Source organism: Streptomyces nanhaiensis (assembly GCF_046614825.1).
Classification (GTDB): domain Bacteria; phylum Actinomycetota; class Actinomycetes; order Streptomycetales; family Streptomycetaceae; genus Streptomyces; species Streptomyces radiopugnans.
The window spans coordinates 1-24061 of record NZ_JBKJFM010000094.1; the positions used below are offsets into that span (position 1 = coordinate 1).

Annotated in this window: 23 protein-coding genes; 14 read left to right on the forward strand and 9 right to left on the reverse strand. The window is 74.4% G+C overall.

Annotation, left to right across the window (positions count from 1 at the left end; all coding sequences use genetic code 11):
* Positions 1-163: 163 nt before the first annotated feature.
* Positions 164-565: a hypothetical protein gene (locus ACLIYP_RS19600; protein WP_412714432.1), complete on the reverse strand. Its 402-nt coding sequence runs from the start codon at positions 563-565 to the stop codon at positions 164-166.
* Between the two features lie 205 nt (positions 566-770).
* Between ACLIYP_RS19600 and ACLIYP_RS19605 the strand changes: the two genes are divergently transcribed.
* From ACLIYP_RS19605 to fxsA, 5 genes are all read left to right on the forward strand, one after another.
* A complete protein-coding gene (locus ACLIYP_RS19605; protein ID WP_410539459.1) occupies positions 771-1211 on the forward strand; it encodes an Lrp/AsnC family transcriptional regulator in 441 nt (146 codons plus the stop codon).
* 67 nt (positions 1212-1278) lie between these two features.
* Positions 1279-2946: an amidohydrolase gene (locus tag ACLIYP_RS19610; protein ID WP_412714433.1), complete on the forward strand. Its 1668-nt coding sequence runs from the start codon at positions 1279-1281 to the stop codon at positions 2944-2946.
* A gap of 576 nt (positions 2947-3522) precedes the next feature.
* Positions 3523-5361 (forward strand): apolipoprotein N-acyltransferase, encoded by a 1839-nt coding sequence (gene lnt, locus ACLIYP_RS19615; protein WP_412714434.1) that lies wholly within the window; start codon positions 3523-3525, stop codon positions 5359-5361.
* The gene (locus ACLIYP_RS19620) at positions 5358-6128 is read left to right on the forward strand and encodes a polyprenol monophosphomannose synthase (protein WP_412714435.1); all 771 of its coding nucleotides are present in this window, start codon (positions 5358-5360) and stop codon (positions 6126-6128) included. Before lnt ends, ACLIYP_RS19620 begins: the two co-directional genes overlap by 4 nt.
* 1 nt (position 6129) lies before the next feature.
* Entirely contained in the window at positions 6130-6777 is a 648-nt protein-coding gene (gene fxsA / locus ACLIYP_RS19625) for an FxsA family membrane protein (RefSeq protein WP_412714436.1), read from the forward strand.
* Positions 6778-6886: 109 nt separating this feature from the next.
* Here the strand turns inward: fxsA and ACLIYP_RS19630 are convergent, their stop codons facing one another.
* From ACLIYP_RS19630 to yczE, 4 genes are all read right to left on the reverse strand, one after another.
* A complete protein-coding gene (locus ACLIYP_RS19630; RefSeq protein WP_093656502.1) occupies positions 6887-7264 on the reverse strand; it encodes an RNA polymerase-binding protein RbpA in 378 nt (125 codons plus the stop codon).
* Between the two features lie 265 nt (positions 7265-7529).
* On the reverse strand, positions 7530-8900 hold the full coding sequence (locus ACLIYP_RS19635) for an MFS transporter (protein WP_412714451.1): 1371 nt from the start codon (positions 8898-8900) through the stop codon (positions 7530-7532).
* Positions 8901-9088: 188 nt separating this feature from the next.
* On the reverse strand, positions 9089-9874 hold the full coding sequence (locus ACLIYP_RS19640; protein ID WP_412714437.1) for a glycerophosphodiester phosphodiesterase: 786 nt from the start codon (positions 9872-9874) through the stop codon (positions 9089-9091).
* Complete coding sequence (gene yczE / locus ACLIYP_RS19645) at positions 9871-10602, reverse strand: membrane protein YczE (protein WP_459076349.1); 732 nt, start codon at positions 10600-10602, stop codon at positions 9871-9873. Before yczE ends, ACLIYP_RS19640 begins: the two co-directional genes overlap by 4 nt.
* 140 nt (positions 10603-10742) lie before the next feature.
* Here yczE and ACLIYP_RS19650 point away from each other — a divergent pair, with 140 nt between their 5' ends.
* Entirely contained in the window at positions 10743-12290 is a 1548-nt protein-coding gene (locus tag ACLIYP_RS19650) for an aminotransferase-like domain-containing protein (protein ID WP_412714439.1), read from the forward strand.
* An 88-nt stretch (positions 12291-12378) separates the two neighbouring features.
* Here ACLIYP_RS19650 and ACLIYP_RS19655 read toward each other — a convergent pair whose 3' ends face one another.
* Together ACLIYP_RS19655 and ACLIYP_RS19660 are read right to left on the reverse strand one after the other, a co-directional pair.
* The gene (locus ACLIYP_RS19655) at positions 12379-13974 is read right to left on the reverse strand and encodes a P-loop NTPase family protein (protein ID WP_412714440.1); all 1596 of its coding nucleotides are present in this window, start codon (positions 13972-13974) and stop codon (positions 12379-12381) included.
* A 96-nt stretch (positions 13975-14070) separates the two neighbouring features.
* Positions 14071-14265, reverse strand: a complete 195-nt coding sequence (locus tag ACLIYP_RS19660) for a hypothetical protein (protein ID WP_093656496.1) — start codon at positions 14263-14265, stop codon at positions 14071-14073.
* Positions 14266-14474: 209 nt separating this feature from the next.
* Here ACLIYP_RS19660 and ACLIYP_RS19665 point away from each other — a divergent pair, with 209 nt between their 5' ends.
* Both ACLIYP_RS19665 and ACLIYP_RS19670 read left to right on the forward strand, forming a co-directional pair.
* Positions 14475-15305, forward strand: a complete 831-nt coding sequence (locus tag ACLIYP_RS19665) for an ATP-grasp domain-containing protein (protein ID WP_412714441.1) — start codon at positions 14475-14477, stop codon at positions 15303-15305.
* A gap of 48 nt (positions 15306-15353) precedes the next feature.
* Positions 15354-15935, forward strand: a complete 582-nt coding sequence (locus ACLIYP_RS19670) for a DinB family protein (protein ID WP_412714442.1) — start codon at positions 15354-15356, stop codon at positions 15933-15935.
* A gap of 391 nt (positions 15936-16326) precedes the next feature.
* Here ACLIYP_RS19670 and ACLIYP_RS19675 read toward each other — a convergent pair whose 3' ends face one another.
* Positions 16327-16572, reverse strand: a complete 246-nt coding sequence (locus ACLIYP_RS19675) for a DUF2277 domain-containing protein (RefSeq protein WP_412714443.1) — start codon at positions 16570-16572, stop codon at positions 16327-16329.
* A 79-nt stretch (positions 16573-16651) separates the two neighbouring features.
* Between ACLIYP_RS19675 and ACLIYP_RS19680 the strand changes: the two genes are divergently transcribed.
* Positions 16652-17707: a glucose 1-dehydrogenase gene (locus tag ACLIYP_RS19680; protein ID WP_412714444.1), complete on the forward strand. Its 1056-nt coding sequence runs from the start codon at positions 16652-16654 to the stop codon at positions 17705-17707.
* 78 nt (positions 17708-17785) lie between these two features.
* On the opposite strand, the gene ACLIYP_RS19685 is transcribed toward ACLIYP_RS19680, so the two are convergent.
* Positions 17786-19603: a glycoside hydrolase family 15 protein gene (locus ACLIYP_RS19685; protein ID WP_412714445.1), complete on the reverse strand. Its 1818-nt coding sequence runs from the start codon at positions 19601-19603 to the stop codon at positions 17786-17788.
* A 217-nt stretch (positions 19604-19820) separates the two neighbouring features.
* Here ACLIYP_RS19685 and ACLIYP_RS19690 point away from each other — a divergent pair, with 217 nt between their 5' ends.
* The 5 genes from ACLIYP_RS19690 (at position 19821) to ACLIYP_RS19710 (ending at position 23717) form a co-directional block, all read left to right on the forward strand.
* On the forward strand, positions 19821-20657 hold the full coding sequence (locus ACLIYP_RS19690; RefSeq protein ID WP_412714446.1) for a DUF2382 domain-containing protein: 837 nt from the start codon (positions 19821-19823) through the stop codon (positions 20655-20657).
* Between the two features lie 206 nt (positions 20658-20863).
* Positions 20864-21586 carry a hypothetical protein gene (locus ACLIYP_RS19695; RefSeq protein ID WP_412714447.1) on the forward strand — a complete coding sequence of 241 codons (723 nt, stop codon included), beginning with the start codon at positions 20864-20866 and terminating at the stop codon, positions 21584-21586.
* 1 nt (position 21587) lies between these two features.
* Entirely contained in the window at positions 21588-22025 is a 438-nt protein-coding gene (locus ACLIYP_RS19700; RefSeq protein WP_412714448.1) for a phage holin family protein, read from the forward strand.
* Positions 22001-22651 (forward strand): DUF3618 domain-containing protein, encoded by a 651-nt coding sequence (locus ACLIYP_RS19705; RefSeq protein WP_412714449.1) that lies wholly within the window; start codon positions 22001-22003, stop codon positions 22649-22651. The genes ACLIYP_RS19700 and ACLIYP_RS19705 overlap by 25 nt, the downstream gene beginning before the upstream one ends.
* Positions 22652-22724: 73 nt before the next feature.
* Positions 22725-23717 carry a YihY/virulence factor BrkB family protein gene (locus ACLIYP_RS19710; protein WP_412714450.1) on the forward strand — a complete coding sequence of 331 codons (993 nt, stop codon included), beginning with the start codon at positions 22725-22727 and terminating at the stop codon, positions 23715-23717.
* Positions 23718-24061: the final 344 nt, after the last annotated feature.

Below are 24061 nucleotides of genomic sequence, written 5' to 3' on the forward strand. Positions count from 1 at the left end.
CGAGGGCGTGGCAGTCCCGGCCCGGCTGGCCGGAGCCCGCGGGTACTGCGCCGCGTGCCCGCCTGTGCGCACGGGACGTACGGGGTGCCCACATCCCGAGGCCGGTGGCGGGCCGCGTCGCGTCCCGGCGTGCCGCTTGTGCCGTGCGGGGCGGCGCGAGCCGTCAGTGGCGCGGGTGCCGCCCGCGCGGAACGCGCATCGGGTGCGTGCCCGGGCCGCCCACGTGGGAGAACGGCTGCATCCGCCAGTGCAGCCCCTCGGGCAGCGTCAGCAGCGTCGCGGCGTCCTGCTCGCGGGTCTCGTGCCCGGGGCCCTCGGGCCCGGCGTCCTCCACCGGACGCCCCGAGCCCTGGCACACCGTCAGGCCGAAGGGGTTCCACGGAGTCGGGCACAGGGCGTGCTCGGGGAGCGTCTCCTCGTCCGCCAGCAGCGCTATCGGCTGCGCGCAGTCCGGGCAGACCACCCGGAAGATCTCGTAGGTCTCGTAGGCGTCGTAGGCCTCGGCACTCTCCTCGTGGGCCTCGGTGTCCGGGTGACCGGCGTGGAGCGACTTCACCTTGCGCATGCAATCCCCCTTGGACGGGCTGCCGGGTGTCCGATCGAGGGAGTCCCGGCCACAGCAAGCATTTCCCTGCGCCGCCCATCCGTAATCTCCGCGCCCTCCCGGACACGGGAGCACGGATGTGGCGTTCGTCACACGCCCGCGCCCCGGGGCCGCCGACGGGCCGATCGGTGTGCCGTGGTGCGCCCGGCGCAGTAGGTTGCCTGTCGTGGAGGAGCTGGATCGTCGCATCGTGGAATTGCTCGTCAGGGACGGGCGGATGAGCTACACCGACCTGGGCAGGGCCACCGGCCTGTCGACCTCGGCGGTGCACCAGCGCGTCCGCAGGCTGGAGCAGCGCGGTGTCATCCGCGGCTACGCGGCCATCGTCGACCCCGAGGCGGTGGGACTGCCCATGACGGCCTTCATCTCGGTCAAGCCGTTCGACCCCAGCGCCCCGGACGACATCGCCGACCGGCTCGCCGAGGTGCCCGAGATCGAGGCGTGCCACAGCGTCGCCGGCGACGAGAACTACATCCTCAAGGTCCGGGTAGCCACCCCCATCGAACTGGAGCACCTGCTGGCGCGCATCCGCTCCCTCGCCGGGGTCTCCACCCGCACCACCGTCGTGCTGTCCACCCCCTACGAGGCCCGGCCGCCGCGCGTGTGAGGGCCCCGCGCCGCGTACGGGCCACCCCGGCGGCCGAGGGCGGCGCGGGAGGGGGAGACTGGCAGCCATGAGCGACAGCACGGCCCCTCACGACGGTCCCGACCGCCCCGACCGCCCCCGCACCGTCCTCCTGCGCGGAGGCGAGGTCCACAGCCCGGCCGACCCCTTCGCCACCGCCATGGTCGTCGACGGCGACGGCATCGCCTGGGTCGGCTCGGAAGGGGCCGCGGACTCCTTCGCCGACGGCGTCGACGAGGTGGTCCACCTCGACGGCGCGCTCGTCACCCCGGCCTTCACCGACTCCCACGTCCACGCCACCGCGACCGGCCTGGCGCTCACCGGCCTCGACCTGGCCGGCGCCGGCTCCCCGGCGGAGCTCCTGGAGCGCGTACGGGAGCACGCCCGTGCCCGCCCGGACGACCGGGTCCTGCTCGGCCACGGCTGGGACGCCAGCGCCTGGCCCGGGCAGCGCCTCCCCTCCCGCGCCGAACTCGACGAGGCCGCCGGCCACCGGCCGCTCTACCTCACCCGCGTCGACGTCCACTCGGCGCTGGTCACCACCGCGCTGCTCGACCTCGTCCCGGGCGCCACCGACGTCACGGACCTGCCCGGTTACGCCCCCGACGCCGCGCTGACCGGCGACGCCCACCACGCGGTGCGCGCCGTCGCCCACGACTCCGTCACCCCGGCCCAGCGCACCGACGCCCAGCGCGCCGCCCTGCGCCACGCGGCCTCCCGGGGCATCGGCACCCTCCACGAGTGCGCGGGACCGGAGATCTCCGGCGAGGACGACCTCACCGGCCTGCTGGAACTGGCCGCCGCCGAGCCCGGGCCCCGTGTCTTCGGCTACTGGGCCGAGCACATCACCTCCCCCGAGGGCGCACGGCGGGTGCGTGAGCTCGGCGCCCTCGGCGCCGCGGGCGACCTCTTCGCCGACGGCTCCCTGGGCTCCCACACCGCCCATCTGCACGAGCCCTACGCCGACGCCGGCCACCGGGGCACCGGCCACCTGGACGCCGCCGCCGTCGCCGCCCACGTCGCCGCCTGCACCGAGGCCGGGATCCAGGCCGGCTTCCACGCCATCGGCGACGCCGCCCTCACCGCCGTCACCGAGGGCGTGCGCGCGGCCGCCGAGCGGGTCGGCCTGGAGCGGGTGCGGGCCGCCCGGCACCGCGTCGAGCACGCCGAGATGCTGACCGGGGCCACCATCGCGGCCTTCGCCGAGCTGGCCCTCACCGCCTCCGTCCAGCCGGCCTTCGACGCCGCCTGGGGCGGTGGGGACGGCATGTACGCCCGGCGCCTGGGCCGCGAACGCGCCCGCACCCTGAACCCGTACGCCGCCCTGCTGCGCGCCGGTGTGCCCCTGGCGCTCGGCTCCGACAGCCCCGTCACCCCGCTCGACCCCTGGGGTACCCTGCGCGCCGCCGCCTTCCACCGCACCCCCGAGCACCGGATCTCCGTCCGTGCCGCGTTCACCGCCCACACCCGCGGCGGCTGGCGGGCGGTCGGCCGCGACGACGCCGGCGTCCTCGTCCCCGGAGCCCCGGCCGACTACGCGGTCTGGCGCACCGGCGACCTGGTGGTGCAGGTGCCCGACGGCCGGATCGCCGCCTGGTCCACCGATCCGCGCTCGGGCACACCGGGCCTGCCCGACCTCGGGCCGGACCGCCCGCTGCCCGTCTGCCTGCGGACGGTGGTCGGGGGACGGACGGTCTACGAACACCCGAACGGGTGATGGAGGGCGGGCCCATACCGCCGAACGATGTTCCCGCGGTTCGCCGTCCCGCGGCGGCTCTCTCGGCACTGACCTGCTGCTTTGGAGAAACGCCGCAGGTGGTGAGGGTGTTGACAGGCGGCGGAGGTCGGCGGGTAGGTTCGGCCGGGTCCACCACAGGATGTCCGACCGGGGATCCTCCGCGCACAGCCGTCGAACGAGCTGGGTCATGGGCGGTGCGTCGCACCGGCGTACGGCCGGGAGCCAGATCCAGCGTCCGCGGCACGGAGGCGGAGGGGTCCCGGCTGGTCGGAGGGTGTGACCCGGGTGGGGGCCCGGAGGCTCAGTAGACAACGACTTTCGGCCGATCCGCAGCCAGCGGGTCCCAGGTCGGCCCGAAGGGCGCCGGGCCCCGATCCCGAGCAGGACCCTGACCCTGACTCTGGTCCGTCCCGCCCGCCGTCCGCGCGGGGCCGCCCAACCCGCCTCCGCCCCTGTGCGGAATCTCCGCATCCGCCCCACCCCGCCCCCATGGGAGCCGCCGGGCGTTGTACGGTCGGGCTCGTCACCGCACGATCTGCAAGAAAGGCCGCGACCGTGCCATCGGGTCCCGAGACCACCGCCGAAGCCGAGACCGGCGGCGCGGCCGCCGACCGTCCGGACCGGCCACCGCACCGCCGTACGGCGGCCCGGGCCGTCCAGGCCGACACGGTCGGCGCGGCCGGGCCCCGCCCGGCTCCCCGGCCCGCCGGGCGCCCGGCCCGGCCCCGGCTCCCCGTCCGCCTGGCCCGGTCGGCACGCCGCGAGGGGTGGCGCACGGTGGCGGCGGCGGTGAGCGGCGCCGCACTGGCCGCCGCCTTCCCCCCGTACGGCCTGTGGCCGCTGTCGATCGCAGCGGTCGCCGCCCTCGCCCTCCTCACCCGGGGGCGTACCGCCCGGCAGGGGGCCTGGCTCGGCCTCGCCATGGGACTGCCGTTCTTCTTCGTACTGCTCAAGTGGCTCCACGTCATCGGCTGGGACGCGGTGCTCGGCCTGTCCCTGGTGGAGTCGCTGTTCTTCGTCCCGTTGGGCGCCGCGCTGGCCGCGACCTCGCGGCTGCCGCTGTGGCCGCTGTGGGGCGCCTGTCTGTGGGTGGCCGAGGAGTGGGCGCGCGACCGGATCCCCTTCGGCGGTTTCCCCTGGGGGCGGCTGGCCTTCGCCGTCACCGACTCGCCGTTCCTGCCGCTGGCCGCACTGGGCGGCGCACCCCTGGTGACCTTCGCCGTCGCGCTGACCGGCGCCCTGCTGGCCGCGGCGGCCGTCCCGGCCGCCGCTGCGGTCACCGCCGCCCGCCGGCGGCGCGGAGCGGCCGAGGCGACCGGGACCGCCGAGGCGGGCGAGGCCGTCTCCCCGGCCGCAGGCGGCCCCCGTACGGCGCGCCCGGCCCTCGCCGCCGCCGGGGCGGTCGCCCTGGCCGCGGCCGTGACCGCCGCCGGCCTCGCCGTGCCGGTCCGCACCGCGGCGGCCGACACCGTCCGCATCGCCGTCGTCCAGGGCAACGTCCAGCAGCCCGGCATGGACTTCCTCGGCCGCCCGATGCTGATCCTCAACAACCACGTCGAGGCCACCCTGAAGCTGGCCGAGGACGTGGCGGCGGGCCGGGAGGAGCGGCCCGACCTGGTGATCTGGCCGGAGAACGCCTCGGACCTGGACCCGCACCGGTACCCGCAGGCGTACGACGCCATCGACCGGGCGGCGGAGGCCGTGGGCGTCCCCGTCCTCGTCGGAGCCCTCGTCGACCACCCCGAGCGCGAGGGCTACGTCGAGAACCAGGGCATCGTCTGGGACCCGGAGACGGGCCCCGGCGCCTCGTACACCAAGCAGCACCCGGTGCCCTTCGGCGAGTACGTGCCCTACCGGGACCAGCTCAGCAAGGTCATCACCCGCCTCCAGCGCGTCCCGCGCGACTTCTGGCCCGGTGAGAGCACCGGGGTGATGGACGTCGGCCCCGCCCGGCTCGGCGACGTCATCTGCTTCGAGGTCGCCTACGACGAGATCGTGCGCGACACCGTCAACGACGGCGCCCGCGCCCTGGTGATCCAGACCAACAACGCCACCTACGGCAACACCGGCCAGCCCGAGCAGCAGCTGGTCATGTCCCGGCTGCGGGCCGTCGAGCACGGGCGGGCCGTGGTCACCGCCGCGACCAGCGGCATCAGCGCGGTCGTCGCCCCCGACGGCACGATCGGGCAGCGTACGGAGGAGTTCACACAGGATGTGATCACCGCCGACCTCCCGCTGCGCGACGAGACCACCCCCGCCGACCGGATCGGCTCCGTACCGGAGTGGGTGCTCGCTATGGTGGGCGTCCTGTCCTGCGCCGCGGCCTTCGCGACCGGCCGACGGGGGCGGGCACACGGGGTGAACAGGACGGACGAGAAGAGGCAGCAGCAGTGAACGACGCGCGGCAGCGCCGGAGGGATCCCCTCGGCAGGATCCTGGTGATCATCCCGACCTACAACGAGGTCGACAACATCCGGCCGATCGTCACCAGAGTGCGCGCCGCCGTCCCCGAGGCCCACGTCCTGGTCGCCGACGACAACAGCCCCGACGGCACGGGGAAGGTCGCCGACGAGATGGCGGCGGAGGACGAGCAGGTCGAGGTCCTCCACCGGGAGGGCAAGGAGGGGCTGGGCGCCGCCTATCTGGCGGGCTTCCGCTGGGGCATCGACAACGGCTACGACGTCCTGGTCGAGATGGACGCGGACGGCTCCCACCAGCCCGAGGAGCTGCCCAGGCTGCTGACCGCGCTCAAGGGCGCCGACCTGGTGCTTGGTTCGCGCTGGGTGCCGGGCGGGCGGGTGGTCAACTGGCCCGGCCACCGCAAGTTCCTCTCGCGCGGCGGCAGCACCTACTCCCGGCTGCTGCTGGGCGTGCCCCTGCGGGACGTCACCGGCGGCTACCGGGCGTTCCGCAAGGAGACCCTGCTGGGGCTGGGCATGGACGACGTGGCCTCCCAGGGCTACTGCTTCCAGGTGGACCTCGCCCACCGCGCCGTGCAGGCCGGGTACCAGGTGGTCGAGGTGCCCATCACCTTCGTGGAGCGCGAGCGCGGCGACAGCAAGATGAACCGCGACATCGTCGCCGAGGCCCTGTGGCGGGTCACCGCCTGGGGCGTGCGGTCCCGTGTGAACCAGGCGCTCGGCCGCAGGCACACTGGATGACATGACGACCGGCGCACCGTACCCGTACGAGCCCCCTCCACAGCACTCCCGGCCCGGGCCGGGAGGCCCGGGATCCCCCGGTGCCGGGCCCCGGCACCGGCCCCGGCGCAGCTTCGTCCCCCTGGGGCTGGCCGCCTTCGTGATCCTGGAGATCTGGCTGCTGACCCTGCTCGCGGACGCCACGAGCGGACTGGTCGTCCTGCTCGTCCTGGTCGCGGGGGCGGTGCTGGGCGCCGCGGTCGTCAAGCATGCCGGGCGCCGTGCCTGGCGCGGGCTGGTCGAGACCGTCGAGAGCCTCCAGCCGGGCGCCGAGCCCCGCCCCGGGGACCGGCCTGCCCGGGGCGGGCACGGGCTGGCCATGCTCGGCGGTCTGCTGCTGATGCTGCCCGGCCTGATCTCGGACGCGGCCGGACTGCTGTGCCTCTTCCCGCCGACGGCCGCGCTGCTGCGGCGCGGTGTGGAGCGCCGGCTCGGCCGCCGCACCGGCTTCGCCCCCGGTTCCCTGGAGGACACCCTGCGGCAGGCGCGTACGGCGGAGGAGCAGTTCCGCATCCACCGGCCCGACGGCAAGGTGGTCCAGGGGGAGGTCGTGCGCGACGACGAGCGCGACGCCCGGGGCGGGGAGGGCGGGGGAGGGGGAGCGCGCTAGCCCCCGCCGGGTCCGCCCGGAGACACACGTGGGCGAGGGTCCGACCACCGGCCGGTGGTCGGACCCTCGCCCACGTGCTTCCGATGTGCCGCGGCGCCGCGTGCCGCCGTCAGGCGGACTTGCGCTTGCTGTCCCGCGGATGCACGGCGATGTTCATGGTCCCGGAGCGCAGGACCGCCAGCCTCTCGGCCAGCACCTCCTCCAGCTCCTCACGGGTGCGCCGCTCCATGAGCATGTCCCAGTGCGTACGCGCGGGCTTGCCCTTCTTCTCCTCGGGCCCCTCGCCGTTGACCAGGAGTGCCTGGGCGCCGCACACCTTGCACTCCCACTCCGGCGGGATCTCGGCCTCAACCGAGAACGGCATCTCGAACCGATGACCGTTCTGGCATGCGTACTCCACGGCCTGGCGCGGCGCCAGGTCGATACCGCGGTCGGTCTCGTAGCTGGTCACCACGAGTCGCGTGCCGCGCAGAGCTCGCTCACTCATGAATCGTGCCTCCCGGGCTTGTCGCCCACAGGACAGGTGTCGCTGTCGTCGTCATCCGGTCAACGTCCGGTCGGCGGTGAAGATTCCCGATCTGGGACATGCGTCGCCCGTCGTGCCGCTGCCTCGTCGGATATGCGGTACCCGCAGCCGCCCGCTTTGTCACATCCCATGCGGGACGTAACGTAACGTTCGCCTATCTTTGGCGTGCGGTAACGGTCCATCCGACGAGTTGCAGGCGTACACTACCCGCCCTTCGGCCGATGGCCTAAATCCGATCCGGCGCAGCGGCGCCCACCGCCGCCACCGCTCGTTTCACCGGTACCCGCAGCAGCAGGATGAAACCCAGAACGAAGAAGATCACCAGTGAGATGATCGCGTCCCGGTAGCTTCCGGTGAGCTGGTAGGTGAGGCCGAACACCAGCGGCCCCAGCCAGCTGGTGCCGCGGTCGCTCACCTCGTACAGCGAGAAGTACTCCGCCTCCTTGCCCGGCGGCACCAGTTGCGCGTACAGCGACCGGGACAGCGCCTGGGTGCCGCCCAGCACCATCCCGATCGCCGCGGCCAGCACGAAGAACCACACCGGCTCGCCCGCGGGCAGCACGTACCCGGCGCCCACCGTCGCCGTCCACGCCACCAGCGAGCCCAGGATCGTGCGCTTGGCGCCGTAGCGCACCGCCAGCCGCCCCAGCAGCAGCGCACCCGCCACCGCCAGGACCTGCACCAGCAGGATCGCGCCGATGAGGGTGGTCTGGTCCATTCCCAGCTCCCCGGCGCCGAAGACCGAGGCCTGGGTGATCACCGTCTGCACGCCGTCGTTGTAGAGCAGATAGGCCAGCAGGAACATCAGGGTCAGCGGGTAGCGGCGCAGATCGCGCAGCGTCCCGGCGAGCTGCCGCCAGCCGCCCCGCAGGGACATCGCCCCGCCGGGGGCCGCCCCGGAGGACGCGTGGGCGGCGGGCCGCTCGCGCAGCCGCCGCAGCGGGATGATCGCGAAGACCGCCCACCACAGGCCCGCCGAGGCCAGGCAGATCCGCACCGCCGTGCCCTCGCTCACCCCCAGCGACTCGTGCCCGAGGAACAGCGCCAGGTTGGCCACCAGCACCAGGGAGCCGGAGGCGTAGCCGAAGGCCCAGCCGCGGGAGGAGACCGCGTCCCGCTCCCCGGGGGTCGCGATCTGGGGCAGGAAGGAGTTGTAGACCACCACGGCCGTGGCGTAGGAGACGTTCGCCACCACCAGCAGAGCCCCGCCCAGCAGGTAGCGGTCCCCCTCCAGGAAGAACATCCCCGTGGTGGCCGCCGCCCCCAGGTAGGCGAACACGCCCATGATCGGCTTCTTGCGGCCCGACCGGTCGGCGATCGCCCCGGCCAGCGGCATCACCAGCACCGACAGCAGCACCGAGACGGAGACGGCGTAGGCGAAGTACGCGCCGGCGCGGACCGGGATGCCCAGGGGGTGCACGTAGCCGGCGCCGTCCGCCGCGGCCTCGGCGACCGAGGTCAGATAGGGGCCGAGGAAGACGGTCAGCACGCTGGTGGAGAAGACGGAGACCGCCCAGTCGTAGAAGTACCAGCCGCGCTGCTCACGGCGCCGCTCGGCGGCCCCGGCGAAGCCCTCCGGGCCGCCCGCGTCGTCCATGCCGCCCGCGCTCTTCGCGGTTCTCCCGGCGTCCCCGGCGTTCCCGGCGTCCTCGGTGTCCCCGGCTCCCGCCACGGTCTCGGTGCCCACCCGCGCCCCCTCGTGCGTCCCGTGCGCAGACGCGGGGCCGCGTGCGGGGGAGCGGCCCGGGCCGTCCGGCGGCTGCCGGACGCCGCGGCCGCCGGACGTCAGATCCAGGCCCCTCGCTCGGCCAGCACCGTGCGCAGTGTCTCGATGTGATCGGTCATGATGCCATCCACGCCCAGATCCAGCAGCGCCCTCATCCGCTCCGGATCGTTGACCGTCCACACGTGCACCTGCAGGCCCCTGCGGTGGGCGTGCCGGACGAACGCCCGGTCGGCCACCGGTATCCCGCCGTGCCGCACCGGGACCTGTGCGCACAGCGCGCCGCGGCCGACCGCGCCCGGCAGGCGGTAGGAGCGCAGTCGCAGGCCCAGGACGCCGCGCGTGCCCAGCGAGGTGGCCAGCCGCGGGCCCGCCAGGCGCCGGGCCCGGGCCACCCGGGACTCGTCGAAGGCCCCCAGGCACACCCGGTCCCAGGCGTCGGCGCGGTCCAGGACCTCCAGCAGCGGGGCGAGCGCGGCGTCCGCCTTGACGTCGATGTTCCAGCGGGCGTGGGGGAAGGCGCGCAGCAGGTCGGCGAAGAGCGGCACCGGCTCGCCTCCGCCCACCCGGACCCGCCGCACCTGTGCCCACGGCAGGGAGGCGATCGCCCCGCTGCCGTCGGTGACCCGGTCCAGCGTGGCGTCGTGGAAGGCGACCAGCTTCCCGTCCGCCGTGGCGTGCACGTCGGTCTCCAGATAGCGGTAGCCCAGCTCCACCGCCCGCGCGAAGGCACCGTGGGTGTTCTCCGCTCCCTGCGCGGCGCCGCCCCGGTGGGCGAAGGCCAGGGGGGCGGGATGGTCGAAGAAGGGGTGGTCGGGGCGCGGTGCGCGGGAGGCCGGTGCCGTCATGGACGCAGTATGACTCGCCGCGGGCGCCTTTGCGGGCGCTCCGCCCGCCCCTCTCCCCGCCCCTCTCCCGGTCCGTCCCCCGCGCTGCCCCCCGAACCGCCCCGGCCGCCGTCCGCCCGGGGCGAGGGGGGTGCGCCGAAGACCCTCAGGAAGAACTGGGAGAGCGGGCCGATCGCCAGGGCGTAGAGCACCGTGCCCGCGCCCACGGTGCCGCCCAGCAGGAAGCCGGTGGCCAGGGCGGCCACCTCGATGCCCGTCCGCACCAGGCGCACCGAGCGCCCGGTGACCCGGTGCAGACCGGTCATCAGGCCGTCGCGCGGTCCCGGCCCGAAGCGCGCCGTGATGTACAGGCCGGTCGCCGCCCCGTTCAGCACCACCGCGCCCACCAGCAGCGGCGCCCGTACCGCGAGCGCGCCCGGCTCCGGCAGCAGGGCCAGGGTGGCGTCCATGGCCAGGCCCACCACGACCACGTTGGAGACGGTGCCCAGGCCGGGCCGCTCCCGCAGCGGTATCCACAGCAGCAGCACGGCCGCCCCGGTGATGATCACCACGGTGCCGATGGTCAGCCCGGTGTGCCCGGAGACGCCCTGGTGGAAGACGTCCCACGGACCGAGGCCGAGGTCGGCGCGGACCATCAGCGCCAGACTGGCCCCGTAGAGCACCAGGCCGGCGTAGAGCCGTACGAGGCGGCGGGCGAGACGGTCGGGGATGCGGCGGCCGGGACGCACGGCGGAACCGCCCGGTTCCCCGGAACCTCTGGAAGCGGACAAGGAGCCGTCCTTTCTGGCGCGTTGGACCGATGCGTGACACTCTGTGGCCCGTAAGCGGTTCCCGAACACGGCCAATCCCGAGAAGGTGGACTCAACCGATGGCTCAGTGGACCTCGGCGGTCGGAGCGTCCCAGCTCGCCCGCCTCCTGTCCTCCCACCGCGCCGAGGCCGGCGGAGCGCGGCGGACGCCCGCCTACCGCGCCCTCGCCGACGGAGTCCGCCTGCTGGTGCTGGAGGGCCGCGTCCCCGTCGCCGCCCGGCTGCCCGCCGAGCGGGAACTGGCCGCCGCCCTGTCCGTCAGCCGCACCACCGTGGCCGCCGCGTACGAGGCGCTGCGAGGTGACGGTTTCCTGGCGTCGCGCCGCGGCGCGGGAAGCTGGACGGCCCTGCCCGCCGGGAACCCCCTGCCGTCGGGCGGACTGGCGCCCCTGCCGCCCGACGCCGCCGGGACCATGATCGACCTGGGCTGCGCCGCCCTCCCCGCCCCCGAGCCCTGGCTGACCCGCGCCTTCCAGGGGGCCCTGGCCGATCTGCCGCCCTACGCCCACACCCACGGCGACTACCCGGCGGGGCTTCCGGTGCTGCGCCAGGCACTGGCCGACCGCTACACCGCCCGCGGCGTCCCGACGATGCCCGAGCAGATCATGATCACCACCGGTGCCATGGGCGCGGTGGCCGCGATCCGCGCGCTGTTCGCGCCGCGCGGCGAACGCGTCGCCGTCGAGCACCCCTCGTACGCCAACGTGCTGCGGCTGCTGAGCGAGGCGGGCGCCCGGCTGGTGCCCGTCGCGATGGGGGAGGGGCTCACCGGCTGGGACCTGCCCGCCTGGCGCCGGGTGCTGCGGGACGCCGCGCCGCGCATGGCGTACGTCATCGCCGACTTCCACAACCCCACCGGCGCGCTGGCGGGGGAGGAGCAGCGCCGGGAGCTGGTGGCCGCCGCCCGGGCCGCGGGCACCGTCCTGGTGGCGGACGAGACGATGTCCGGCCTCGACCTCGACGCCCCGCCCGGCGAGCCGATGCCCCGTCCGGTCGCGGCGTTCGACCCGGGCGGCTCCACCGTCGTCACGGTCGGCTCGGCCAGCAAGGCCATCTGGGCCGGGCTGCGCATCGGCTGGATCAGGGCCGCGCCCGAGACCATCCGCAGTCTGGTGGCGGCCCGTGTCTACGCCGATCTCGGCAGCCCGGTGCTGGAGCAGCTCGCCGTCGCCCGGCTGCTGGTGGGGGACCTCGGGCAGGGCGGTGGTTCGGGTGACGGTTCGGGTGGTGGGGGCAGCGGCTGGGACCGGGCCATGGAGGTCCACCGCGAACGGGCCCGGGAGAACCGCGCCGCCCTCACCGAGGCCCTCCGGGAGCACCTTCCGGAGTGGGGGTTCGCCGTCCCGCGCGGCGGCCTCACCCTGTGGGTGCGCACCGGCGACCTGTCCGGCTCGCGGATCGCCGAGGCGGGCGAGCGGCTGGGGGTGCGCGTTCCCTCCGGGCCGCGCTTCGGGGTGGACGGCGCGTTCGAGGGCTACGTGCGGCTGCCGTTCACGGTCTGCGGCCCCGTGGCGGCCGAGGCCGCGTCCCGGCTGGCGACGGCCGCGCGGCTGGTCGCCGACGGGCGGAGCGCGGGAGGCGACATCCCGCGCAGCTCCGTCGCCTGAGCCCCCCGGCCGCCGCCTGAGCCGCCGCCCGAACCGCCACCCGAACCGCCGCCCGGACCCCGGCGGCGGCCCGGCAGGGCCGGAGCCCTCAGCCCACCGCCCGCCGGGCCGGGGCCTTCGGCGGGCCGGCCACCGGTTCCGGCAGCAGTTCCAGGACCGCCCGCCGCTGCGGCTCGGCCGCCTCCTCGTCGAAGGGGTCCGGGGCGGCGGGCACCTGGAGGCGGTGCACCGGTCCCGAGCCCAGCCGGGCGTAACCGCGTCCCGGGGGCACCTCGGGCGGCGGTGTGGTCGACGGCGCCTCGCCGAGCACCGCACGCACCTCCTGCGGCGTCGCCGCACCGAGCACCACCCGCGCCCGGGTGTACGCGCGGACGGCCCCGGTCAGTTCCCCCGCCCCCTCGAACTGGTCGGCCAGCGCCACGGTCACCCGTACCGCCCGCCCGTACCGCAGGGGCACCTGGAGCAGGTCCTGGGGGTCGCGCTGCCCCTCGGCGCGGGCCAGGTGGCTGAGCACCGAGGGCCGGTCCACCAGCACCCACAGCGGGCGGCAGACGTCCTCCGGAGCGTCCCGTCCGGTCTGCCGGACCCGGTTGGCGGCCAGCAGCCTGCGCTCGGTCTCCCGCACCACCCACTCCAGCGCCGACAGCGCGCCGGCCGGTGTGGACTCCACCGCCGGCACCCTGCCGCGCCCGGCCAGGAACGCGTACTCGCCCGCTCCGCCGCCGTCCACGACCAGGACCTCGCCCTGCCGCAGGGCCTGGAGCGCGATCGACCGCAGCAGCGTGGTCGTCCCCGACCCCGGGTGGCCCAGCGCCAGCAGGTGCGGCTCGGTGGAGCGCGGACCCGTGCGCCACACCACCGGCGGCACGTCCCGCCGCTCGCCGCCGTCGTCCACCACCGGCACCGTGCGCCGGACGGTGTGCAGGTCGGTGAAGCCCAGCACGGTCTCGCCGGGAGCGGTGACGAAGCGCTGCGCGCACACGCCGGCGGGCAGCGGCGGCAGCGCGGTCAGGGTCAGCTCGCCCAGCTCCTCCTCCCAGGCGAAGTGGTACTCCCGGCCCCGGCCGGCCTTGGCGCACAGCAGTTCCTGGAGGTGTGCGCGGGCCTCCGGATCGCCGTCGCCGAAGTGCGGCGGGTAGCGCAGCCGCAGCCGGGCCAGCCTGCCCTCCTCGGTGAACGCGAAGTCGGTGAAGGCCCGCCGCCAGTCGCCGTCGTGGGCGTACAGGGGCTGCGGGCGGGGATCGTCGGTGAGCGACAGATGCGGCACCAGCGCTTCGTAGAGGGTCTGCAGCCGTGCGCGCTCGGCCTCGCACGGCTCGCCTCCGGCGGCGTCCGAGGGCCGTTCGCGGCCGTGCCAGACAGCGGCGCCCGCCAGCGCGACCGCCCCCAGCAGCGGCCCGTACGGAGTCAGCCACAGCACCAGCAGGCAGGTGGTCACGGCGAACAGCACCGGACCCCGCCGGTCCCGGGGGGTGCGCTCCCAGCGGCGCCGCGCCGAGGAGGCGAGCCGGGCCAGCCCGCGGGCGGCCACGGCCGGCAGGTGCAGTGCGTCGAGGGCGTGGTCCGCGGCCGCCCGCCGCAGGTCCCGCCCGCGGTCCGGCGGGGCGAGGCCCGGTGCGGGGCGTGGGTGGGGATGGGAAGCGTGCAGCGGGGTGAGTGCCGGGGGGAAGGGCCGCCAGGCCACGCCGAATCTCCTGCCGTCCGGAGCCCTGGGGCTCGAAGTCCTGCGGGTCGTGGGTGCCGGGTCCCGGTGGGTGCACCGGGGAGCCGGGAGGGATCGCTAGAAGGGGATGTTCCCGATGAGGTTGGCGAGGGTGGCCCCGCCCGCCTGGATACCGGGTGCGATCGCCGATCCCGCCAGGTAGAACCCGAAGAGCGCGCACACGATGGCGTGGGAGAGCTTGAGGTTGTCCTTGCGGAAGAAGAGGAAGACGATCACTCCGAACAGCAGGACACCGGAGATCGACAGCACCATGGGTCAACTCCCTGTGTGGCGATGGGTTTGTCACCGTGTGTCCCTCAAGGTTCACAGAGCGTCCGGGATGCCGAAAGCGGCGGAAGGGTGATATCAGCACATTTCCTCTGCTCTGTCCGTGGTACCCCGTCCGGACGGAGGGGGCGGCCGGTCCCCGGAGGCCGGGAGGTAGCTTCTCGGGAGCCGACACGCGACAGGGAACGGAAACCATGAGCCGCAAGCCCGCACTGCTCTACGTCACCGACCTCGCCTACGAGGCCCGGGGCCGCCGCTACGGCGACGAGGACGTCCGCCTCTCGGCCAGGCTGCGCGAGGACTTCCGGATCGCGCTCTGCCACCCGCGCGACGCGGCGGCGCTGATGGACGCCTTCGACGCGGTCGTCGTGCGCAACAGCGGTCCCGTCCTGCACCACCGGGACGCCTGGGAGGACTTCCGCGCCCGGGCGCTGGAGCGGGGCACCCGGGTCTTCAACGAGCTGTCGGGCAGGGCCGACATGGTCGGGAAGCGGTACCTGACCGAGCTGAGCGCGGCGGGGGAGCCGGTCATCCCCACCGTCGACCGCCGCGAGGACCTGGACCGGCTGCCGCCGGCGGCCGAGTACGTCGTCAAGCCCGAGCTCGGCGCCGACTCCATCGGAATGGAGGTCGTCCCCGCGGACCGGCTGGCCGGGCTCGCCCTAGGACTGGACGCCGGCCTGCTGGTCCAGCCGAGGATCGACTTCCGCCACGAGGTCTCGTTCTACTTCGTCGACCGCTCCTTCCAGTACGCCCTCTACGCGCCCGACCCCGCGCGGCGCTGGGAGCTGGAGCCGTACGCCCCCACGGCGGACGACCTCGCCTTCGCCCAGCGGTTCGTGGACTGGAACACCATCGACCACGGCATCCAGCGGGTGGACGCCTGCCGCACGGCGGAGGGGGAACTGCTGCTCGTGGAGCTGGAGGACCTCAACCCCTACCTGTCGCTGGACCGGGTGGACGCCGACGCGCGGGAGGCGTTCGCCGCCGCGATGACCGCCTCGCTGCACGCGCTGCTGGCCTGAGGCCGCTCCGGGCTCTGCCCCCCGGGGCACGGCGGCTAGGGTCGCCGCATGACGGACACGACGGACGCGACGGACGCGACGGACGCGACGAACACCGCAGGAGCCACGACCGCCGACGGCACGGCAAGCGCGGCGGAGGGGCCGCGCGGTGACGTGCGGCCCCCGGAGGTGGAAGCCGACGAGCGGACCACGCTGCTGGCCTTCCTCGACTATCTGCGGGACGCGGTAGCGGCCAAGGCCGCCGGTGTGCCGGACGAGGCGGCCCGGGCGGCGGGGGTGCCTTCCGGTACGAGTCTGCTGGGGCTGGTCAAGCATCTGACGGCAGCCGAACACAACTGGTTCGCCTGGGCGTTCGCGGGTGAGGGGGAGGCCCCCGCGGACGACGGCGCGCAGCCCGCGCCCGGGGAGACGGCCGGAGAAATCCTGCGCGCCTACCGGGAGGCCGCCGGGCGTTCGAACGCCATCGCCGCGGCCTGCGACCGGCTGGACCGGCCCGGGATCCGGTCGCTGCGCGAGACCCCGCCGCCGACCATGCGCTGGATCCTGGTGCACATGATCGAGGAAACCGCCCGGCACGCAGGCCACGCCGACATCCTGCGTGAGCGCATCGACGGCTCGACGGGACGTTAGCCGTGTCGGAACCGGCGGCGGACCCCCGGGTGCGCGCGGCGACCGACGCGATGTGGCCGCCCATGATGCCGCAGCGCCTGCTGACGGACCTGTACGCCCCGCCGGAGCGGCCGGCGTCCGCCGCCCCCGGCTCGCGCCCGCCGAACACACGCTGCCGGAACACGCCCCGGGGAGCCGGGGACCCCGGCGGGCGTACCCCTGCTGGGGGAGGACGACCGGGCCGCCCGCGCCGCGCGGCCTGAGCGACCTCCGCGTCGTCCTCGCCCGCGCCACCCGGCGGCTGGGCGTGGTGCGCACCGGCGAACTGCCCGGCGCCCCGGCCCGGCCGGTCCCGTACGGTGGGCACGGCTGCCGCGAAGAGCGCGGACGGGCCCCCTGCCCTCGGGCCCCGTCAGGAGCGGGTGGAGGAGTGCCGGGGCGGGCCGCCGCCCCCGCCGCGCACCTCCAGGTCGTCCAGGAGTTCCCGGGTCGCCTCGGCCACCGCCTCGACGGCGCGCTCGAACGCGGCGCGGTTGTGGGCGGCGGGCGCCCGGAAGCCGGAGACCTTGCGGACGTACTGCAGGGCGGCGGCGCGGATGTCCTCTTCGCCGACCTCGGGCGCCATGGGCGGTCGGAGTGTCCTGATGCTGCGGCACATGCCCCCAGTGTGACGCGTGTCCGCCCCGGCCGTGGGTACAGCGAGAAACACCGGACCCCGCCCGACGGATGGAGTGGACGTGCAGGCGCTGACCGTGGCTCCCGACCGGAGGAACTCCCTGCGGCTCGACACCCTCCCCGATCCCGAACCGGGAGAGGGGGAGCTGCTGGTGGACGGCCTGGCCGTCGGGGTGTGCGGCACCGATCTGGAGATCGTCTCGGGAGGCCACGGAGCCCCGCCGCCGGACCGTGAGCGCCTGGTCGTCGGCCACGAGTCCCTGGGCCGGGTGCGCCAGGCGCCGCCGGACAGCGGCTGGGTGCCGGGCGACCTGGTGGTCGGTGTCGTCCGCCGGCCCGACCCCGTGCCGTGCGGGGCCTGCGCCCACGGCTACTTCGACATGTGCCGCAACGGGATGTTCACCGAGCGCGGCATCAAGGGACTCGACGGATACGCCTCGACGTCCTGGACGGTCGAGGCCGACTACGCGGTGCGCCTGGACCCCGGACTGGAGCACGTCGGGGTGCTCATGGAGCCCACCACCGTGGTGGCCAAGGCCTGGGACCAGGTGGAGCGGATCGGCGGGAGGTCCTGGTTCGCCCCGCACTCGGTGCTCGTCACGGGGGCGGGGCCGATCGGGCTGCTCGCCGCGCTGCTCGGGCACCAGCGCGGTCTGGAGGTCCACGTCCTGGACCGGGTGGACAGCGGACCCAAGCCCGAACTGGTCCGGCGGCTGGGCGCCGAGTACCACTGCGAGGACGTCGAGCGGGTCATGGAGCGGGTGCGGCCGGACGTGGTGATCGAGGCGACCGGCGCCGCACCGGTGGTCTTCGGGGTGATGTCGGCCATGGACCCCTACGGCGTGCTCTGCCTGACCGGGCTGTCGTCCGCCGGCCGCACCCTGGAGGTGGACGCCGGGTACCTCAACCGCGACCTGGTGCTGGACAACTCCGTGGTGGTCGGCTCGGTCAACGCCAACCGGCAGCACTACGCGGCCGCGGCCGCGGCCCTCGCCGAGGCGGACCGGGGCTGGCTGGACGCGCTGATCACCCGCCGGGTGCCGCTGGAGTCCTTCGCGCAGGCCTTCGAGCGGCGGCCGGACGACGTCAAGACGGTCATAGAGCTCACCCGGCACTGAGGCGGCCGGCCGGCCGGACGGGGCCGGGCTCGCCGGGCTCATCGGCTCGCCGGGCTCACCGGGCTCACCGGTAAGGGATCAGGGGCCCCCGCCGCCGGAGCGGAACCTGGACGGGCCCCGGCCCCCGGCCAGGTTCTGCGCGGTGTCGATCAGCGGGATGTGGGAGAGGGCCTGGGGGAAGTTGCCGACCAGCCGCCGGTGCCCGGTGTCGTACTCCTCCGACAGCAGGCCCAGGTCGTTGCGCAGGTCCAGCAGCCGCTCGAACAGCTCCCGTCCCTCGCGTACGCGGCCCTGGAGGATGTGGTTGTCGGCCAGCCAGAAGGTGCAGGGCAGGAAGGCCGCCTCGCCCGCCGGCAGGCCGTCCACGGCCTCGGTGTGGCCGTCCATGGTGTAGCGCTGCACGAGGCCGTCCCTGAGCAGCTCCCGCTCGATCGCGGCCACGGTGCCCCTCATCCGGGGGTCGTCCGCGGGCAGGAAGCCCACGGACGGGATGAGCAGCAGTGACGCGTCCAGTTCCGCGGAGCCGTAGTACTGGGTGAAGGTCGCGCGGTCGGCGTCGTAGCCGTACGCGCAGACCTCCCGGAAGATCTCCCTCCGCAGGCGCCTCCACCGGTCGGAGGGCCCCTCCAGCCCGAAGCGCTCCACGGCCTTCACCGCCCGGTCGGCGGCCACCCAGGCCATCACCTTGGAGTGGGTGAAGTCCCGTCGCGGGCCGCGCACCTCCCAGATGCCGTTGTCGGGATCGCGCCAGTGCGACTCCAGGAAGTCCATCAGCACGCACTGGACCCGCCAGGCGTCCGGGTCCGGCGGCACACCCCGGACCCTGGCCTGGTGCAGGGCGTCCATGAGTTCCCCGTGGACGTCCAGCTGGAGCTGCCCGGAGGCGGCGTTGCCGATGCGCACGGGGCGGGAGTGCTCGTATCCGGGCAGCCAGTCCAGCTCCGTCTCGGGCAGCATGCGCTCGCCCTCGACGCCGTACATGATCTGCATCCGCCGCGGGTCGCCGGCCAGCGCGCGCAGCAGCCAGTCGCGCCAGGCCACCGCCTCCCGCTCGTATCCGGAGCTCAGCAGCGCCATGAGGGTGAAGGTGGCGTCGCGCAGCCAGCAGTAGCGGTAGTCCCAGTTGCGCACCCCGCCCAGTTGCTCGGGCAGGGAGGTGGTGGGGGCGGCCACGATGCCGCCGCTGGGCGAGTAGCTCAGCGCCTTGAGCGTGATCAGGGAGCGCACCACCGCCTCGCGGTACTCGCCGGAGTAGGCGCAGTGGCCGGCCCACTCCCGCCACCACCGCTCGGTGGCGGCCGCGGTCCGGATCAGCCCGGCGGTGTCCGGCCGGTCCGGCTCCCCGTGGCGCAGCCCTCTCCAGGCCAGCCGGAAGCCCGCCTTCTCGCCCGCGTCGACGGAGAAGTCCGCGGTGCAGACGCCGTCCTCCACGGTGAACTCCGGGCCGGAGTCGAAGACGGCCACGTCCGGTCCCGCGTAGGCGCGCAGTCTGCGCCCCTCGGGCCGCAGCCACGCCGGGGTGTTGCCGTAGTCGAAGCACAGGCGCATCAGCGAGCGCATCCGCACCCGCCCCTCCAGTCCCTCGACGACGCGTACCACCGAGGGGTGGTCGCCGTCGACGGGCATGCAGTCGATCACCCGGGCCCGGCCCTCGGGGCCGGCGTACTCGGTCTCCAGCACCGCGCTGTCGCCCCGGTAGCGGCGGGCCGTCGGCCGGGCCCGGTCACGGGGGGCGAGCAGCCAGCGGCCGTGCTCGGGACGGCCGAGCAGAGCGGCGAAGCACGCCTCGGAGTCGAACCGGGGCAGGCACAGCCAGTCCACCGAGCCGTCGTAGCCCACCAGCGCGGCGGTGCGGGTGTCGCCCAGCAGGGCGTAGTCCTCAAGCCGGAGCGGCACTCGGCGTCTCCCTTCGGCCCGCTCGGGTCGACGGCGGTCGGTGTACCCGGCGTTCCCGCCGCTACACGGGCGGGTGGGGGGAAGTTCCGGCGCTTCGGCGAGGGAGGAGAGAACTTTTCATTTTGATCCATGTTTGCTCTTTTTGCCGGTTTTCGGAGCGTTTCAGGTGGTTACCCGCAGCCTTGGAGTCACAGGAACCGGCAACGAGGAGAGCCTCATGATCACCAAGGAGCAGATACCCGAGGTGCTGGACCACCAGGTCTACGACGCCGAAGGCAAGAAGATCGGAGAGGCCGGGCACGTCTTCCTCGACGACGTCACGGGCCAGCCGGAGTGGGCGAGCGTCCGCACCGGGCTCTTCGGCAGCCATGAGACCTTCGTTCCGATCCACGACGCGGCAATGGTGGAGGACCACCTGGAGGTGCCGTACTCCAAGGACCAGGTCAAGGGCGCGCCCCACGTCGACGTGGACCAGGGCGGACACCTGTCCGAGCAGGAGGAGCGCCGGCTGTACGACTACTACGGCGTCGACTGGGGCGGCTACGGGCAGGAGGAGGCCCGCCGCACCGGCACGGGCACGGCGGGCACGGCGGGCACTGCCGGTACGGCCGCCGCGGCGGGCACGGCCGGCACGGCGAGGGACCGCACCGGCGCGGGCGGAGCCCGCGGCCGCGACGACGCCATGACGCGTTCCGAGGAGGAGATGCGCGTCGGCGTCGAGCGCCAGGAGACCGGCAGGGCCCGGCTGCGCAAGTACGTCGTCACCGAGGACGTCCAGAAGACGGTGCCCGTACGGCGCGAGGAAGTCCGCGTGGAGCGCGAGCCCATCACCGAGGAGAACAAGGGCGAGGCCATGAGCGGCCCGGAGATCACCGAGGCCGAGCACGAGGTGACCCTCCACGAGGAGCGCCCGGTGGTCGAGACCGAGGTGCACCCGGTGGAGAGGGTGCGCCTGACCACCGACGAGCGCACCGAGGAGGAGACCGTCGAGGGGCAGGTGCGCAAGGAGCGCATAGAGGAGGAGGGCGCCGACGACAAGCGGCGCCGCCGCTGAGCCGCCGGCTTCCGCCTTCACCCCAGGGTCCGCTCGGAGACGTCCCTTCCGCGCGGGCCCTGGTCGCGTCGGGGTGCCGCCGGCGCACCGGTCAAAAGGGAATGTTGTGTGAATGCCGGGTCGAAGGCCGGGTACTTCGCCCTTTGTGAGCCACTAGTCACATATAACGCAAAAAGCAAATTCCGTAAGACCAACTGGAGGCACCGGTGAGTGAATCTCCGACCGCGGGCAACGGCCCCGCACAGCAGACAGGCCAGGCCGCGAAGCAGGAGACCCGGGCCACGGCCGACCGGGCGAAGGAGGCCGCGGGCACCGTGGCCGGCAGCGCCAGGGAGCAGGCGCGCAACGTGACGGGCGAGGCCCGCGACCAGGTCGCCAACATGGCGGGCCACCTCAGGGAGCGTGCCACGCAGGAGGCGGACACGCAGACCAGGAGGACGGCCGACACCATACGCCAGTGGGCCGACGACCTGTCGGGCATGGCGGAGAACACCCGGTCCGACTCCCCGGTGCGGAATCTGGTGACCCAGGCCGCCGACGGCGGCCGCCGCGCGGCGGACATGCTGGAGGAGCGGGGCGTGGGCGGCCTGGTCGAGGGCGTGGAGTCCTTCGCGCGCCGCCGTCCGGGCGCGTTCCTGGCGGGTGCGGCACTGGCCGGCTTCGCCATCGGGCGCGTGGCCAAGGCGGGCACCAAGACGGCCCAGCAGGGGCAGGACGGCTCCGGCACGGCCCAGGCCCAGGGCTACGAGGCCTACCCGCCGTCGCAGGGCACGGCGGTCGCCACGGGGCCGGGCGGAGAGGTCCGGCCGATGCCGGGCTACGGGGAGCCCTCCTACGGCGGCACTCCGGGCACCACCGGCACCGGTGGCTACGGTGCCACCGGCACCTACGGGACCCCCGACGTCCCCCGCCGTCCGGAGGTGGGCTGACATGGCGTACACCGCTCACCGGCCGGACACCGAGCCGGAGGTCCGGGACAGGACGTCGCAGGACGACGCCTCGATCGGCGAGCTGCTCTCCGCCGTCACCTCGGACGCCCAGAAGCTCTTCCGGCAGGAGGTGGAGCTGGCCAAGGCCGAGATCCGCGAGGAGGCCACCAAGGCCGGCAAGGCCGCCGGCATGTACGGCGGCGCCGGGTTCGCCGGCTACATGACCGTCCTGTTCGCCTCCCTGGCGCTCACCTTCGGTCTGGCCAACGTCATGGACTGGGGCTGGGCGGCGCTCATCGTCACCGCTCTGTGGGGCGTGGCGGCGGCCGTGATGTACGTGATGGGCCGCTCGAGGATGAAGCAGGTCCACCCCAAGCCGGAACGCACCGTCCAGACCCTCAAGGAGGACGCCGAATGGGCACGTCACCCGACGAGCTGAGGGCCCAGATCGACACCACCCGGCAGGAGCTGTCGGAGGATGTCGGCAGGCTTGCCGACCACGCCAACCCCCGCCACGCCGTCCGCCGCCGCAAGGAGCGGGCGAAGGGCAGGATGACCGTAGTACGGGAGCGAGTCATGGGAACCACCTCGGACACGACGCAGTCGGTCCGTGACAGCGCCGGACACACCGCGGACAAGGCGCGCGAGGGAGCCGGCCAGGCGGGCGAGGCCGTCAAGGCCGCCCCCCACCACGCCGCGCGCAAGACCCAGGGCAACCCGCTGGCCGCCGGTGTGATCGCCTTCGGCGCCGGGATGCTTGCCGCCTCGATGCTGCGCAGCTCGCAGAAGGAGGAGCAGGCGGTGGGCCGGCTCTCCGAGAAGGCGGGCGAACTGGCCGAGCCGGTCAAGGAAGCGGCGATGGAGTCGGTCGAGCATCTGAAGGAGGACGCCAGGCAGTCCGGCCAGCAGGCGGCCCAGCAGGTCAAGGAGACCGCCTCGGACGCCGCCCGCACCACGGCCGACGAGGCGCGCGGGCAGGCGGAGGAGGTCAAGGGACAGGCCCGCCAGTCCGGGCAGAGCGTGGCCGACGAGACCCGCCGCCAGAGCCCCGGCTCGGCACACTGAGACAGGCCCCGCGGCGGCCGCCCCTCCCTCGCGGGCGGGGCGGCCGGGCCGGGAGCCGGTGAGGTGCCATCACATGTCGAAGCAGAAGATCCAGCGGCAGCAGCGGGACGGTTCCGCCGGGCAGGCCCCCGAGGAGCCCACCGACCTGCCGAAGAGGTCCTGGAAGGGCGTGCTCAAGCGCACGGTCGCCGAGTTCAAGGACGACAACGTCACCGACTGGGCGGCCGCACTCACCTACTACGGGGTCCTGTCGATCTTCCCCGCGCTGCTCGCGCTGGTGTCGATCCTGGGCGTGATCGGCAGCTCCGCGATCCAGCCCCTGATCGACAATCTCGGCAACATCGCCCCGGGGGCGGCGCGCGACATCCTCGAGAGCATGCTGACACAGCTCCAGAACAACCAGGGGGCCGCCGGATTCGCGCTGGCCATCGGTCTGGCGCTGGCGGTGTGGTCGGCGTCCGGATACGTCGCCGCCTTCATGCGGGCCTCCAACGCCATCTACGACATCGAGGAGGGGCGCCCGATCTGGATGACGCTGCCCGTGCGGGTGGGCGTCACCCTGACCCTGCTGGTGCTCCTGGCGCTGAGCTCCGTCGCGGTGGTCTTCACCGGCGACATCGCACAGCGGGCCGGCGACGTCATCGGCCTGGGCGACACCTTCCTGACGGTGTGGAGCATCGCCAAGTGGCCGGTGCTGGTCCTGCTCGTCGCCTTCATGATCGCGCTGCTGTACTGGGCCGCGCCCAACGTCAAGCGCCGCTTCCGCTGGGTCAGCCCCGGCAGTCTCGTCGCCGTGCTGCTGTGGATCCTGGCGTCGGCCGCCTTCGCCTTCTACGTCGCCAACTTCGGCAACTACAACAAGACGTACGGCAGTCTGGCGGGCGTGATCATCTTCCTGGTCTGGCTGTGGATCACCAACATCGTGATCCTGCTGGGCCAGGAGCTCAACGCCGAGATCGAGCGCAGCCGGGCCATCGAGGCGGGGCATCCGGCCGACGAGGAGCCCTACGTCGAGCCGCGCGACACCCGCAAGTTCCCGGAGGACAACCCCAGCGGCCGGGACTGAGCCCGGAACCGCGTGCGGCGGGCCCCCGGCCGGAGCCGCCGGGGGCCCGCCGCACGCCCCGGCGGGTGCGGGGCGTACGGGCATCGCACGGGCCGCGGCGGGTACGGGGGCGTCACGGGGGCACCGCGCCGCGGGCGCGGCGGGAACACGAGCACCGGGCGGACCGGGCCCGGAGGGAGAGGGAGACATGCCGCAGAGCGGAACCGCGGGCGAGCACATCGCCGACGCCGTGGAGCAGGTGACCCGGGAGGCGTCCGAGCTCTTCCGCGACCGCTTCCAGGGGTTCGGCGACGGACTGCGGACCGCCGCCCGGCAGGCGGGCGCCGGCGGCGCCCAGGGGGTGT

Bases quoted from the DNA above. Each gene is read 5' to 3' on its own strand.
- ACLIYP_RS19650 (WP_412714439.1), top strand. From the start codon at position 10,743: ATGGCTCAGTGGACCTCGGCGGTCGGAGCGTCCCAGCTCGCCCGCCTC.
- ACLIYP_RS19665 (WP_412714441.1), top strand. From the start codon at position 14,475: ATGAGCCGCAAGCCCGCACTGCTCTACGTCACCGACCTCGCCTACGAG.
- ACLIYP_RS19670 (WP_412714442.1), top strand. From the start codon at position 15,354: ATGACGGACACGACGGACGCGACGGACGCGACGGACGCGACGAACACC.
- fxsA (WP_412714436.1), top strand. From the start codon at position 6,130: ATGACGACCGGCGCACCGTACCCGTACGAGCCCCCTCCACAGCACTCC.
- ACLIYP_RS19610 (WP_412714433.1), top strand. From the start codon at position 1,279: ATGAGCGACAGCACGGCCCCTCACGACGGTCCCGACCGCCCCGACCGC.
- ACLIYP_RS19690 (WP_412714446.1), top strand. From the start codon at position 19,821: ATGATCACCAAGGAGCAGATACCCGAGGTGCTGGACCACCAGGTCTAC.
- ACLIYP_RS19600 (WP_412714432.1), bottom strand. From the start codon at position 565: ATGCGCAAGGTGAAGTCGCTCCACGCCGGTCACCCGGACACCGAGGCC.
- ACLIYP_RS19660 (WP_093656496.1), bottom strand. From the start codon at position 14,265: ATGGTGCTGTCGATCTCCGGTGTCCTGCTGTTCGGAGTGATCGTCTTC.
- ACLIYP_RS19675 (WP_412714443.1), bottom strand. From the start codon at position 16,572: ATGTGCCGCAGCATCAGGACACTCCGACCGCCCATGGCGCCCGAGGTC.
- ACLIYP_RS19705 (WP_412714449.1), top strand. From the start codon at position 22,001: ATGGGCACGTCACCCGACGAGCTGAGGGCCCAGATCGACACCACCCGG.
- ACLIYP_RS19635 (WP_412714451.1), bottom strand. From the start codon at position 8,900: ATGGACGACGCGGGCGGCCCGGAGGGCTTCGCCGGGGCCGCCGAGCGG.
- ACLIYP_RS19640 (WP_412714437.1), bottom strand. From the start codon at position 9,874: ATGACGGCACCGGCCTCCCGCGCACCGCGCCCCGACCACCCCTTCTTC.
- ACLIYP_RS19700 (WP_412714448.1), top strand. From the start codon at position 21,588: ATGGCGTACACCGCTCACCGGCCGGACACCGAGCCGGAGGTCCGGGAC.
- ACLIYP_RS19630 (WP_093656502.1), bottom strand. From the start codon at position 7,264: ATGAGTGAGCGAGCTCTGCGCGGCACGCGACTCGTGGTGACCAGCTAC.
- ACLIYP_RS19710 (WP_412714450.1), top strand. From the start codon at position 22,725: ATGTCGAAGCAGAAGATCCAGCGGCAGCAGCGGGACGGTTCCGCCGGG.